This window comes from Stieleria magnilauensis (assembly GCA_007753675.1).
Classification (GTDB): Bacteria; Planctomycetota; Planctomycetia; order Pirellulales; family Pirellulaceae; genus Stieleria; species Stieleria magnilauensis.
In genome coordinates, this window is sequence record CP036432.1 from 5,230,107 (window position 1) to 5,243,243 (window position 13,137).

7 protein-coding genes are annotated in these 13,137 nt (G+C 59.7%); 3 read left to right on the forward strand and 4 right to left on the reverse strand.

Annotated features, from left to right (window positions below; genetic code table 11):
• Positions 1-66 precede the first annotated feature (66 nt).
• Positions 67-3,168, forward strand: coding sequence for an outer membrane protein assembly factor BamB family protein (locus TBK1r_RS18275; protein WP_145213639.1), 3,102 nt, complete (start codon positions 67-69; stop codon positions 3,166-3,168).
• Between the two features lie 372 nt (positions 3,169-3,540).
• Here the strand turns inward: TBK1r_RS18275 and TBK1r_RS18280 are convergent, their stop codons facing one another.
• The 4 genes from TBK1r_RS18280 to TBK1r_RS18295 all read right to left on the reverse strand — a co-directional run bounded on the left by TBK1r_RS18280 (position 3,541) and on the right by TBK1r_RS18295 (position 9,418).
• Complete coding sequence (locus tag TBK1r_RS18280) at positions 3,541-4,725, reverse strand: hypothetical protein (RefSeq protein ID WP_145213642.1); 1,185 nt, start codon at positions 4,723-4,725, stop codon at positions 3,541-3,543.
• Positions 4,726-4,817: 92 nt separating this feature from the next.
• The gene (locus tag TBK1r_RS18285) at positions 4,818-6,206 is read right to left on the reverse strand and encodes an outer membrane protein assembly factor BamB family protein (RefSeq protein ID WP_419581491.1); all 1,389 of its coding nucleotides are present in this window, start codon (positions 6,204-6,206) and stop codon (positions 4,818-4,820) included.
• Positions 6,203-8,326 carry an outer membrane protein assembly factor BamB family protein gene (locus TBK1r_RS18290; protein WP_145213645.1) on the reverse strand — a complete coding sequence of 708 codons (2,124 nt, stop codon included), beginning with the start codon at positions 8,324-8,326 and terminating at the stop codon, positions 6,203-6,205. The genes TBK1r_RS18285 and TBK1r_RS18290 overlap by 4 nt, the downstream gene beginning before the upstream one ends.
• 189 nt (positions 8,327-8,515) lie before the next feature.
• Entirely contained in the window at positions 8,516-9,418 is a 903-nt protein-coding gene (locus TBK1r_RS18295; RefSeq protein WP_145213648.1) for an alpha/beta hydrolase, read from the reverse strand.
• Positions 9,419-9,821: 403 nt separating this feature from the next.
• Here TBK1r_RS18295 and TBK1r_RS18300 point away from each other — a divergent pair, with 403 nt between their 5' ends.
• Together TBK1r_RS18300 and TBK1r_RS18305 are read left to right on the forward strand one after the other, a co-directional pair.
• A complete protein-coding gene (locus TBK1r_RS18300) occupies positions 9,822-11,357 on the forward strand; it encodes a hypothetical protein (protein ID WP_145213651.1) in 1,536 nt (511 codons plus the stop codon).
• 158 nt (positions 11,358-11,515) lie between these two features.
• Positions 11,516-13,063 (forward strand): Gfo/Idh/MocA family protein, encoded by a 1,548-nt coding sequence (locus tag TBK1r_RS18305; RefSeq protein WP_145213654.1) that lies wholly within the window; start codon positions 11,516-11,518, stop codon positions 13,061-13,063.
• The last annotated feature ends 74 nt before the right edge of the window (positions 13,064-13,137 follow it).

Below are 13,137 nucleotides of genomic sequence, written 5' to 3' on the forward strand. Positions count from 1 at the left end.
AATCGATTCACATTCCCGATCTTGATCTCGGCTGCCAGAATCACGCCTCCCGCCGATGGGTTGAACATGAGAGACCGAGTCACGAGCGTCGCATCCGCCATCTTCGTTGTATTGGCCGCGTTGAGCAGTGCGACGGATTCCGCCGCCAAGGCCCCGTCACCGTTTGACCCGGCGGCGGCCGCCGATCTACAGGGCGGCTTGATCGTTCAACTGGGCGGTCAAAACACCGATGCCGCCGCACGGTTGAGTCAAACAGGTCGATACCTGATTCACGTGCTCGATCCCGATGCACAGGTCACACAATCTGCACAGCAGCGACTGCGTGAGCAGGGGCACTATGGTTTGGCTTGGGCCGAGCACGTTCGCGATCCGCGGCGGCTTCCCTACGCCGAAAACGTGGTCAACCTGATCGTCGTTGCCGGATACAGTGTCCCCACTGCGGAACTGCTACGCGTCTTGACTCCTGGCGGATCGGTCGTGGTTGTCAATGAAGGCTTGGGCGAACCAATCGATTTGAATGCGCCGGGGTTTGCATCGGCTCGCCAAGTCGACTCCGCGCGCGTCCTGCAAAAACGTTGGCCATCCGAGATGGATACTTGGTCTCACTCTCGGCACGATGCCGACGGGAATGCCGTTTCGCTGGACACCGCCGTCGGGCCTCCGCAACGTGTGCGTTGGATCGCCGCGGCGACTTCGGAAGTCGAAGGGATGGTGACCGCCGGCGGTCGAAACTTTTACGGCGGCATCTTGGCGCGAGATAGTTTCAACGGGCTGCGTCTCTGGCACCGCGACTTGAACAAGGACGGAGTCAACAATCCCGAGGTTTTCAGTCTGCCGAGACTTGCCGGCGATGGATCGCGACCTGTTGCCTCGGACCAAAGGCTCTTCGCCAAATTAAAAGACCGACTGGTTGCACTGAACGCTTCGACCGGCGAGGTGTTGGTCGAGTTCGCAAAAATGAAGTCGCCTCGCGCGTTTTTGTTCGATGGCGTGCGCGTGATTGCCGCCGATGATCAATCGGTACGGGCATACCATGTCGAAACCGGCGCGGAACTGTGGCGGGTGGAAGCAGCCGAACCGCGGAATGTGGTCGCCGATGGCCGGCGTGTCGCATTTCTTCAAGGACGCATCAAACGTGGTGAAAAAGCCGTCGCGGTGGTGTTCGACGCCGAGACGGGAGACGAAATCTGGACACGTGATGACTATCCCTGGTTGATTGAAACGACGCGTACCGTCATCGCCAAGGGACTGTTGGTGTTCGAAGTTTCGACGTTGAACGACCATGACGCCGGCAACGGAATTCATGTCGTGTCCGCAACCACCGGCGAGCACCGCTGGTCCAAGGAGTATCCGCCGGGAATGAATCACGCCCGCCAGGCACGAGCGATGTTCTTGGACAACGACATCTGGATTCTGCATGGAGGAAAGATGAACACGGCGGACAAAGACAAACTTGTTCGGTCCGCGCCACAAGTCTCCGCACTTGATCCGAAGACCGGCGAAGTCCGCGTGAGCTATCCGGCCGGGCTGGCTCATTGCTTTCCTCCCGTCGCCACCCCCAATTATCTGTTTGCCGGTGAGCTGGACATGACCGACCTGAACTCGGGAGAAGTGATCGCCAATCGGATCACCAAGGCGAATTGTTCTCGCGACAGCGGTTGGATTCCGGCAAACGGATTGATTTACACCACCCCCAAGCACTGCACCTGCTGGCCGATGTTACGCGGTTTTGTCGCGATGGCGAAAGCCGCAGCGGGACAGCATGATGCCAACCGTCCACTCGACGAGATCGACTTCGTGCTCGAAACAGGGCCGGCAAAGATCGACCCGAACGCGGCGGAATCCGGTCCGAATGACTGGCCGCTGTACCGTCACGATCGCTGGCGCAGTTCCAGCACGGCCGCATCGGGTCCCGATGGGTTGAGTCAAAAGTGGACGGCCGTTTTGTCCGATGAGTTGGCCGCCGATGCCGAAATCAAGGGGCCGATCATGCACGATTGGAACGAGAACCCGGTCGTCAAAGGCCCGCTGAGCGCTCCGACGATTGCCGCCGGGACCGCTTTCGTGACGCGGTCCAACGCGCATGAATTGATCGCTTTGGACACGCAATCGGGTGAGGTGCGTTGGAGATTCACCGCCAACGGACGGCTCGATACGCCGCCTGCGATTCACCGCGGGCTGTGTCTGTTCGGAACCGCTGCGGGATGGGTGTATGCAGTTCGCGCCGACACCGGCGGACTGGTCTGGCGGATGCGTGCCGCCCCCAACGACGAGCGAATCGTCGCCTACGGACAAGTCGAATCGCCTTGGCCCGTTCCCGGCGCCATTCTGGTCATGGACGGCATCGCCTATTTTGCAGCCGGACGCCAACCCTTGGCCGATGGCGGCATCCTGGTCTTTGCGGTCGATCCGATGACCGGAAAACGTCACTGGGTCAAACGTATCGACAGCGTCCCGCAGAAAGGCTTCTACGAAAACTCCGGCTTGGAATTCGATCCCTTTGACATCCTGCACGCCGAAGGGGACAAGTTGGCGATGTCGCGTTGGATCCTGTCACTTGACGGCAAGCAGGTGGACGTCGACAAATGGAACGCGTTTGCCAGGCTCAATACCGGTAAGGGGGACGTCTGGGTTCCACGCGGCAGTTGGACCTATGGCGCCCGGCATCAACATCGCTTCAGCGGTGAAGCGTCACGTCGGCCATTGACGGTTTTCAAAGACGACAAAGTGTTCAGCTCACTCGATGGAAGTACGGACGTTTTCCGTCGCGATTTCAGTGCCGACGACGTCCAGTCCTTCAACAACAAGTGGATCACCGGATGGGAAGCAGGCAAGTTGGCACGCGAAGGCGGAAAGCCGTATCGCAACCAACGCATCTCCACCAACTCGGCCTGGGTCCATGATCCCTTTGCCGATCCCGAAGAAGTCCGGGAGGAGCCCAAATACGGGACCCAACTTCACAATGAGATCTACGCGATGGCATTGTCGGGCGATGGAAAGCTATACGTCGTCCACCGAGACGGTCGTTTAAAAGTCCTGTCGACGGAAACGGGTTACGTCATCAAAGAATCAAAGGTGCCGCCGCCGGCCTGGGACGGTTTGGCGATCGCCGATGAACGTCTCTTTCTGACGACGCAGGACGGAAAGCTGGTCTGTCTTGGAGACTAGTCGTCTACCGCAACTCAATTTTCGCGTAGTGGACGAGGCGACGAGTCCGCTCCTCAATTCCCGCGTAGTGGACGAGGCGACGAGTCCGCTCCTCAATTCCCGCGTAGTGGACGAGGCGACGAGTCCGCTCCTCAATTCCCGCGTAGCGGACGAGGCGACGAGTCCGCTCCTCAATTCCCGCGTAGTGGACGAGGCGACGAGTCCGCTCCTCAATTCCCGCGTAGCGGACGAGGCGACGAGTCCGCTCCTCAATTCCCGCGTAGTGGACGAGGCGACGAGTCCGCTGCCGTCGGCATCTTGGCTAGGACTCGTCGCCTCGTCCACTACCGCCTATTCGAAAACCAAGGTGCGGCGGAATACTAGTGCCCCGTATTATTCCGCCTTCATTCCCATCCGCAGCTTCATCGTGAACGCCAACGCCCCCAGTGCCATCACGACGAGCACCCAAATCTTACCATCGTCCGGCTCGGCATCACCCGCTGCGACCGTGTTCCTAGCGATCGACGCGATCTCGTCTTTCCCTGGCGGAATCGCCAACTCCACCAGCTCACCCGAGTCCGCCGATTCGACCATCACGATTTGATCGCCGAGGGTCTGTTGCCAATCGGTTTTCAAGATCAGATCGACGCCCGGGTTGAGCGCCTTGACGCTGCAACTGCACTCGCCGACCAGGTAGCGGCACGCCGCGATGATCGAACCGGCGTCAAAATCTGCAGCGGGCAAGGGTTCGATCATTCGTCCGCGGCCGAACACCGGAAACACGAATGGGGCCTCGACCGATTCGGTCCAGCCATCGACCATCGCGCGAAACGCGACTTCGTTTTCATCGTTGTGCCGAAGTCGCTCGATCGTGAACTTGATCGAAAGCGGGATGTCACAGCGCAGCACGTCATCCATCGACGCGGCCGGGTGGTCCTGCAGATACTGCGCGGCATCTTCTCGTCGAATCACGCCCTCGGGAATGGTGATCGCGGCGGTCGCCTCCCGGAGTGCAGACTCCAAGTCCGCCCGCAGCGCGTCGTTTTGTGATGGGTCAGGGCCTTCGACGAGGACCCAGACGGCGGACGCACCGGTTTGGATTTCCCGAAGGATGTTCTTGCGAAGCGGAGACTCGATCCAGGCGTTGAGATTCGCGGATGTCAGTGCGCCACTCCAGCAGAGCGTTCGTTGACCGTCGCGTTCGGGATAGAAAACCTGCAGCAGCGGCGTTTGCTCGGTGTTTTCCAATCCCTCGACCGACCAGAGTTCGGCTTCGGAGAGGGCGGCCAAATCAACGACTCGGGTGGTCACGTTGACACTTGGTTCGGCGAGAGACCGCAATGCGGCGAGTGCGTCGGCGGCATCGCCGGTCGGTTCACCATCGATCAAAGCCACGATCTCATACGTGTCGGCCGGCCATCGTTCAAGCGCATAGCGAAACACGGGAACCTTGCACGCGTTCGCGGTACTGGCGAACATCGCGATGAGGACAACGCAGAGGGTGCGTCGATAGGCGTCCAGAAGTCGTTGGTGTCCAGCCTTTAGGCGTTCTCGGGGAATTCGTTGGTGTCTGGGCATCTGCCGATGCTTCTGCATCGGGGATCGCCTAAAGGCTAGACACCAACGATTACCCGTCCTGAACGGATTGGAATGTATCACCGCGTTGGCGTTCATCGTTGCGGTCCGAAGGCGTAGATGTGGCCGAGTCCGGTGCTGACGAGCAGTTGGCCGTCGGCGACCGCCAGTCCGTGGGCGACGCCATCGACCTTGGCCGACCACTTCAGCGTACCGTCGTCGGCATCATAGGCGCGGACTTCGTTTTCCAGTCCGACCACGATCGAGTCGGCGGTCTTGATGAACCCGGTTGGATTGGGGCACTCGACCTCCCACCGCCAAGCCTCCGCTTGTTGCTTGGTGGCCTGGGCCAGCTCTGCTTTTGCGGCCGCCTTGGCTTGTTCGTCAGTATTCTTTTTATCGTTGATGATCCCGTTGGCCTTGGTCGCGACGATTTGTGCGGCGACATAGCTAGATCGGTTCAGCATCTTGAGTTTTCCCGCGGTCGGGATCCAAGCCCGTTCGCCCGCGACCAGGATTCGGTTGGTGCCACTGAAGGTCGCCAACCGTTGTCGGCTGCGAGCGTCGGCGAGACGCATTTGATCGCTGGATGACTTTTGGTCTTGCGGGCCGGCCAACAGCATTTCGTCTTCGGTCAACACGCAGAACACGCCACCGGCTTCACCGATCGCACCGAGGGAATTGCCGCCGGCCATGTCAAATGCCAGCGGTGCCGCGCGGCCTTGGGGCACATAGATCCGCTCTGACGAAGCCAACAACGCTCCCTGCATCGTGACGCCTTGTACTTCGTTACGGAAGCATCGATCGCCGTCCAACGCCCCCGTCTTGGCGTCGACCTTGCACAGGTACGACGCCTTCCACGGAACCAGCGACGCGCCGAACAACGCGGTGCCGTCTTGGACGAGCACACCAGTCCGCACCGGCCACATCGAAATCAGCTTGCGATTGCTCGCCACCTGCTTCCGCTCCGGCGCGGCCTGCTGTTTCCAAATCAATTCGCCCGAGCGCTGGTCACAACAATAGACGAAGCCATCATCGGAACCGAAGAAGGCCCGACCGTCGGACAGGGTGGGAGGAAATCGAACGGCCGAACCTGTGAATAACACCCATTGTTCTTTGCCCGTCGCGGCGTCCAACGCGTGCACGGCATCGTCGACCGACGAACCGAAAAAGACCTGGCCGCCATCGACCGTCACGAAAAAGCAGGGGTCGAAGTTGCGCATCGATTGCAGGCCGCTGTTGCCCGAATAGGCGTCCCACTTTGCAGGCCCCGTCCAAGCAGTTTGCGGGGGCTGCTGCGAGACACGCACCCAATGCGGTTGCAGTGGAAACGTCAGGCTTGCGTCGGTGACGCCGCTGCGACGGGCGTCGTGACGATACGTCGGCCAGGATTGGGCGCACGCTTTGGAGCCAACCCCGGAGACTCCGACGACCTGGCTGACGATGCAGCTCAACAAGATGATGAGGGTTCGAAGTCGGATCATCGCTCGTCTCCCAACGACAGGACGGGGGCAAAACCGATCGAAGTCTCCATCCAACCCCCACAAGAACACCCGCCGCCGCCCTCCGGTGAAAACAACATGCCTTGAGCCGGAATGGTGCTCAGCCAACAACTCGGCCGCAAACGGGTGAACTCGCTGGGTTTCTCGTCCTGGAGTGACCATAACGACAGGGGGCCGGTTCCGCCGCGATAGATGATCGAGTTGCCCGCGCCAATCGGTGTCGCACATCCCCGCCGTTTTCCCAGCGTCCCCGATTTGACCACGCGGCCGTCGTCGGCACTGAGAATATGCGGTTGGACGAAGATCTGGCCGTTCATCAACACCGCGTGTTGGATGTGGGCGCTGTGATGGTCTTCGGGCCACTGGACGGATTGCTGCCAACGCGGCTTGCCGGATGTCACATCGAGCGAGACGAAATGAAACTCGTTCTTTCCAGAGGTTTGCAAGATGAACTGATCGTCATCGGCAATGCCAAAACTGATCAGCGTTTCATGATCCTGTGGCGGCACCTTCGATTTCCATCGCTGTTCGCCGCTGTCCAGGTCCAGGCAAACGATGGAGGCCGCATTCCAGATTTGGCGGTTGAGCAGTTTTCCGTTAGACGCTTGTTTCAGCGTGGGGTCGTCGACTTCGACAAAGTAAATCTGGTTGCCGGAAATGGTGATGGTGGAATGCACGATCGCGTCGGCATCACGCTGCCAATCGATGCTGCCGTATTGTTTGTCGTAGCCCACGATGGCGTTCCCGCAGACCTTGGCGGTCGCCGCATCGTCTTTGCCGTCGTACCACGCCGCCTTGTCCCAGAATCCCGAGTAACCGCTGCCCGGTTTCATGACGGTTCCGACGACACGGTGCTCCGTGACGGCGACGTAGCCCCATTCGCTGCTGCCCTCGTATTCTTCCGGCAGCAACATGGTGCGAATCATTTCTCCGCTGGCGGCATCGATCACCCACAAGCGGTCTTTGACCGCGGCATAGACGTGCGAATCATCCGCACACCAGTTGCCACAGTCACGCGGGATGTTGACGCGTCGCAAGTCGGGGATTTCGAGCGACCACAGCACGGCGCCGTTGAAGGCATCGAGTGCGATCATGCGGTTCATGCCTTGATGGAACAGCCGGCCGCCGACGGCCAGAGGCGCGGGCATGCGTGGGTTGCGGTCGATACCAAAATCCGCCCCCGGTCGGCCGATCCATTTCACTTCCAAGTCGGCCGTGTCGTCGACGCCGCCGAGCATTTCGCCGGAGTAAGACGCGTTGCCGCTGGAGCCATACTGGTGTCCCCAGGCGGCGAGTTCCAGGGCGGCGCGTCGCCCGAAATGGACGTCGGCGTTGATGGCCTGCCAAGCGTATTCGTCGTTTTGGGTGTCAGCCACTTCATCGCCGCTGCCCAGCTTGATGATCTGACCCATCGGGGAAAGCAGGCCGGCGACATCGTTGACTTGATTGGCGCGAACAACGACGACGTTGGCGATCGCGTGGGGAACGTCTTGTTTCAGTTGAGCAGTCAAACGAATACCGTACGTTCGATCGGCATACCATCGTTTGCGCAAGCGGTTCAATGTGTCTGAATCATCGACCGCGGCGACCACCGTCATCGACGTCCCCGCCGCGATCGCTTCACACCAAGAAGGGGACACGTCGCCCCACACGACCGCGTACCCGCCGGGTTGGACCAGCCGTTTGATCGCCTCCTCGGCTCCGGCGGGCACCCCGGATGCCTCGACCACCGGAGGCGTGTAGTTCATCCCGCCTTCGAGTTGATAGAAGGAGCTAAAGGAACGTTTGCCGCCTTGATTCAAGCCGAACCGATACCAGTAGTTTTGGCCCGGGACCAGATCGTCCACGACGACGCGATGGCTGGTGCCGGAGGATGGCGAAGCGATGACGCGTCCCAGTTTTCGGGTCGGCCCAAAAGCGACGGCGGCCGGACCGGCGATCGTCGTTTCCCAACGGATCTCCGCCGAGGTCGGCGTCAAAAAGCGGACACCGGGGCGGACGCCAAAGGCGATCGGCTCGTCAGGAAGTTTTTCGTCTTGGGCGTGGGACGAGACTGCGAGCCCGATCCAGAACGCGACGATGACCAACAGGCGGGGAGACATGATTGCGTTTCACCAAAAAAATCGAGACGCAGAAAGGAGAGGACTGACTGAGGGTAATTGTGTCGGGGGCGGTAGTCATCAGTGATCGTAAGCTGGAAGCTTACAATCACGGTGGTCGCGGCGAGCCGCGAGAAACGCAAGCTAGAAGCTTACGCCACTGCGAACGCAAGCTGGAAGCTTACTTCTCGGTTAGGGAATCAGCTTCATCGTCTTCATCCAGTTGGCCGCCTGCTCGGGCCAGCGGGTGACGGGCTGGTCGGTGACGCGGAGCCCGTAGCCATGGCCGCCGGTCGCGTAGACGTGAAGCTCCGCCGGCACGCCGGCTTCTTTCAGTGCGCCGGCCAACGTCAAGCAATTGTGAACCGACACGCGATCGTCAAAGGCGTGGGCGAAAAACATCGGCGGCGTGTCTTGCGTGACCTTGATGTAGTCGTGCAACTGCGCGGTGCCTTTTTCGACCATGCCCGCTGCATAAATCAGCATCGCAAAATCGGGCCGGATCGAAACCTGGTCGACTTTGTCCACCGCTTCGTACTGACGCTCTTCCTGAAACAGGGCGGTCAAGCCGGCGGTTTCGCCGCCGGCGGAGAAGCCGCAAATGCCGATTCGTGCGGGATCAATCTTCCACTCTTCGGCGTGTGATCGCACCAGACTCATCGCCCGTTGGGCGTCCTGCACGGCCGCGCCCCAACGACGATCGGGGTCCCGCGCCGGCACGCGGTACTTCAACACGATGGCAGTCACGCCGATCGAATTGAGCCACTCGGCGACTTCGGTCCCCTCCAGGTCATACGCCAAAATGTGGTGTCCACCGCCCGGGCAGATCACGACGGCCGTTCCGTTGCTCTTATCCGCCGGCGGTCGATACACCGCAATCTGGGGTGTGGACACATTGCCCAGCTTGATAATCCGCCGCCCCGCGATCAACCGATCGTCCGGCTTGGTCTGGTCCGCTTCCGCGGGCAACGTTTTGGTTTCGCCCGGTGGCGTCCCCGGCCAAACGTTCAAGACCATCGGATCGCCGGCGACGACCTGCGGCAGCGATGTAAAAACGGACGCGGAGATCAGTGCGATCAAGAAGACTGGTTTCATGTGAGTTTCCGTGGGTGCGTGAATCGAGCGACCGTCATTCTAGTGCTCTCGCTACGTTCATTCTTGGGGTAGCGGAACTCACCGAGAATTTTACCGGGCGATCTATCGAACATCCTACCCACCGATCGCAGCGCGAACCCACGGATGACAGGGCGCAAAACATCCGTGGGTTCGCGCTGCCATCCGTGGGCCCTGTAAACATTTCATCGTTCCGCAAGCTACAGCCTGACCTTTCCCCGCTCGACAAACGCAACCGTAAACCAAAAGCTGACAGCGCACTAGCTTCGGGCCCAACAATCGTGCGTCGGGCGGGTATCCTGCAGTCTAAACAGAGACGCCCTGGCCTCGGACTCTCAGGCCTCGGTCCTGCCCCCGATTCACCATCATTTCGAGATCCACCGACATGCGATCGGCCCGATGGACCTGCATTGTTTTCCCCTTGCTGTTGATCTGCATTCCTGTCGCGGGCGACATTCCGGCCGCGGCGCATGATTACTTTGTGATCAAAGTCGTCGATCAAGCGACCGGGCGCGGAGTGCCGATGGTTGAGCTGAAAACCGTCAACCATGTCCGTTATTACACGGATTCGGCGGGCATCGTGGCGTTCGATGAACCCGGATTGATGAACCAGTCCGTCTTCTTTCACGTTTGGAGCCACGGCTACGAGTTCCCCGCAGACGGTTTCGGCTATCGCGGCAAACGATTGAAGGTCCAGCCCGGCGGCATGGCGACGCTGATGATCAAGCGGGTGAACATCGCCCAACGCCTGTATCGCATCACCGGTGCGGGCATCTACCGCGACAGTGTTCTGGTCGGGCATCCCACACCGATCAAACATCCGGTGTTGAACGGTCGCGTGTTCGGATCGGACAGCGTCGTCAATGCCATTTACAAAGGCAAACTGTATTGGTTTTGGGGAGACACCCATCGACCTTCGTATCCGTTGGGCAATTTTGATGTGCCCGGTGCCGTGTCCCGGTTGCCGTCCGACGGGGGACTAGATCCCGAAGTCGGTGTCGACTTGGATTACTTTGCCGATGACAGCGGGTTTGCAAAACCGACGGCCAAGTTGCCTGGAAAAGGGCCGACCTGGATCAACGGCTTGGTCACGCTGGGCGGCAACACGGACCGTGAGCGAATGTTCGCGGCCTACGTCAAAATCAAGCCACCGCTGACGGTCTATGAACGCGGGTTGGCCGAGTTCAACGATCAAACCTATCAATTCGAAAAACGGAAGGCATTCGCAATCGATGCGCCGTTGTTTCCCGCTGGGCACCCCTTCACACATCAAGACGATGGGGTTCGGTACGTGTACTTCGCCGACCCGTTTCCTTTGGTCCGTGTCCCGGCGACCGCCGAGGCGCTGAGTGATTTGTCGCGGTACGAAGCATACACGTGCCTGAAACAGGGCAACCGTGCGGACTCCCTCGAGGTCGTGCGGCACAACGGTGCTCCGGTTTTCAGCTGGAAGCCGGACACGATCCCCTTCACGCCGGCACTTCAAAATCGACTGATCAGGGAAGGCCAACTCCAAGCGACCGACGGATTGTTTCGCCTGATCGACGAAGCGGGAAAATTGGTAACGATGCACCGCGGATCGGTGGCCTGGAACGAACACCGGGGACGCTGGGTGATGATTGGGGTTCAGTACGCGGGCACGTCGATGCTGGGCGAGGTCTGGTATGCCGATTCGAAGAAACTGACCGGCCCGTGGATCAACGCTCGAAAGATCGTCACCCACGAGAAATACAGTTTCTACAACCCGAAACAGCACCCGATGTTTGCCAAGGACGACGGGCGGGTGATCTTTTTTGAAGGCACGTACACGACGACGTTCTCCGGCAACGACGACCCGACACCCCGCTACGACTACAACCAGATGATGTACAAGCTGGATCTAGCGGATCTCGGTTTCGGAGAACGAAACGCAAGCGAATGAATCGATGCCCAGATCGCACGGTTTCCCCTCGTTTTAGGGCTCCGCCTCGCCGCCTTTTCGCCCACGTTCCCGCGAAAAATGGGTTATGATGGCTGACCCGAACTCGCGCCGCGAGTGCCTTCCCTCCTAAATCCCACATCCGCTTGGAGTCTATTCCGATGAAACCATTTAGTCGTCGCCAGTTTAACGTCGCATCGGCCGCCTCGCTCGCCGGGCTGGCGACCGCCGTCCACACCAGTTCGGCGGCCAAGGCGGCCGACGGCCCCAACGAAAAACTGGGCGTGGTGGTGGCCGGTGTAAACGGACGTGGGCAATCGCACATCGCCGGATTCGGCAGCGATCCGCGGGCCGAAGTCCGCGCCATCGTCGAAGTCGATTCCAAAGTCGCGGACCAGCGTGCCGGTTCGATCGAAAAACGAACGGGGCTCAAGCCGAAGGTCTACCGGGACATCCGCGAAGCGCTCGAATCCGATGACTACCAAATCGTAACCTGTGCGACACCGAACCATTGGCATGCATTGATCGGCGTCTGGGCGATGCAAGCCGGCAAAGACGTCTACCTTGAGAAACCGATCAGCCATAACGTCAACGAAGGACGGGCGCTCGTCGAGGCGGCAAAAAAGTATGGCCGAATGTTTCAAACCGGAACACAGTGCCGCAGCAGCAACGGCGTGATCGATCTGGTCGATTTCATCCAGAGCGGTGGGATCGGTGAAGTCAAATTGGCTCGCGGGCTGTGTTACAAACGCCGCAAGTCGATCGGCCCGATCGGCAACTATCCGATTCCCGATTCGGTCGATTTCAATCTCTGGAGCGGCCCGGCGACCTACACCGATCCAAAGGTGACGCGGCAACGCTTCCATTACGACTGGCACTGGCAACGCCATTACGGCAACGGCGATTCGGGAAACCAAGGCCCTCACCAAACTGATGTCTCACGCTGGGGATTGGGGCTGGAACGTCATCCCAACTCGATCCTGACCTACGCCGGACGTCTCGGTTATCAAGCCGAACGGAAAGACCCTAGCTATGTCGATGCCGGCGACACCGCCAACACCCAAGTCTCGATCTACGACTACGGCGACAAAACGATCGTTTTCGAAACACGTGGCTTAAGTGTCGACGAGAGCGCCGACGACGAAATCAACGCCTTGTTCGGCAGCAACCGAGGCAACAAGATCGGCGTCGTCTTTTATGGCAGCGAAGGTTACGCGATCCAGGGTCCGAATTACGAAAACGGACGCGTCTTTGACCTCGATAAAAAGCCCGTGCGTGATTTCAAGCACAACAGCAAAGAAGCTGGCCAGCTCAACGAGTTGCACATGAGCAACTTCATTGACGCGGTCGTCTCGCGTGACGGGTCCAAGCTGAATGCCGATGCGATGTGCGGACACCTGTCCGCTTCGATCGCGCACCTGGGTAACATCTCCTACTATGTCGGCCAGGAAAACCGCGTCAGCCCCGATGAGATTGCCGGCGCCGTGGAAGCGTTCGGTTCATCCGATGATGATTCCGCGACGCTGCAACGAACGCTGCGGCACCTCCGCGACAATGGTGTGAAACCCGAAGTCGAACAGTTGTCGCTCGGTCCGGTGCTGAAATTTGATCCGGTCAGCGAACGCTTTGCCGACAACGACGCCGCCAACGCGATGTTGACCCGCCAGTACCGCGACGGATTCGTCGTCCCGGATCCGAGCAACGTCTGATCGGCAGAGATTGATCAGTCATACTGAGCACTGATACTGAGCAGCGAACGGATAGAAATGGTTCGTTCGTTGCT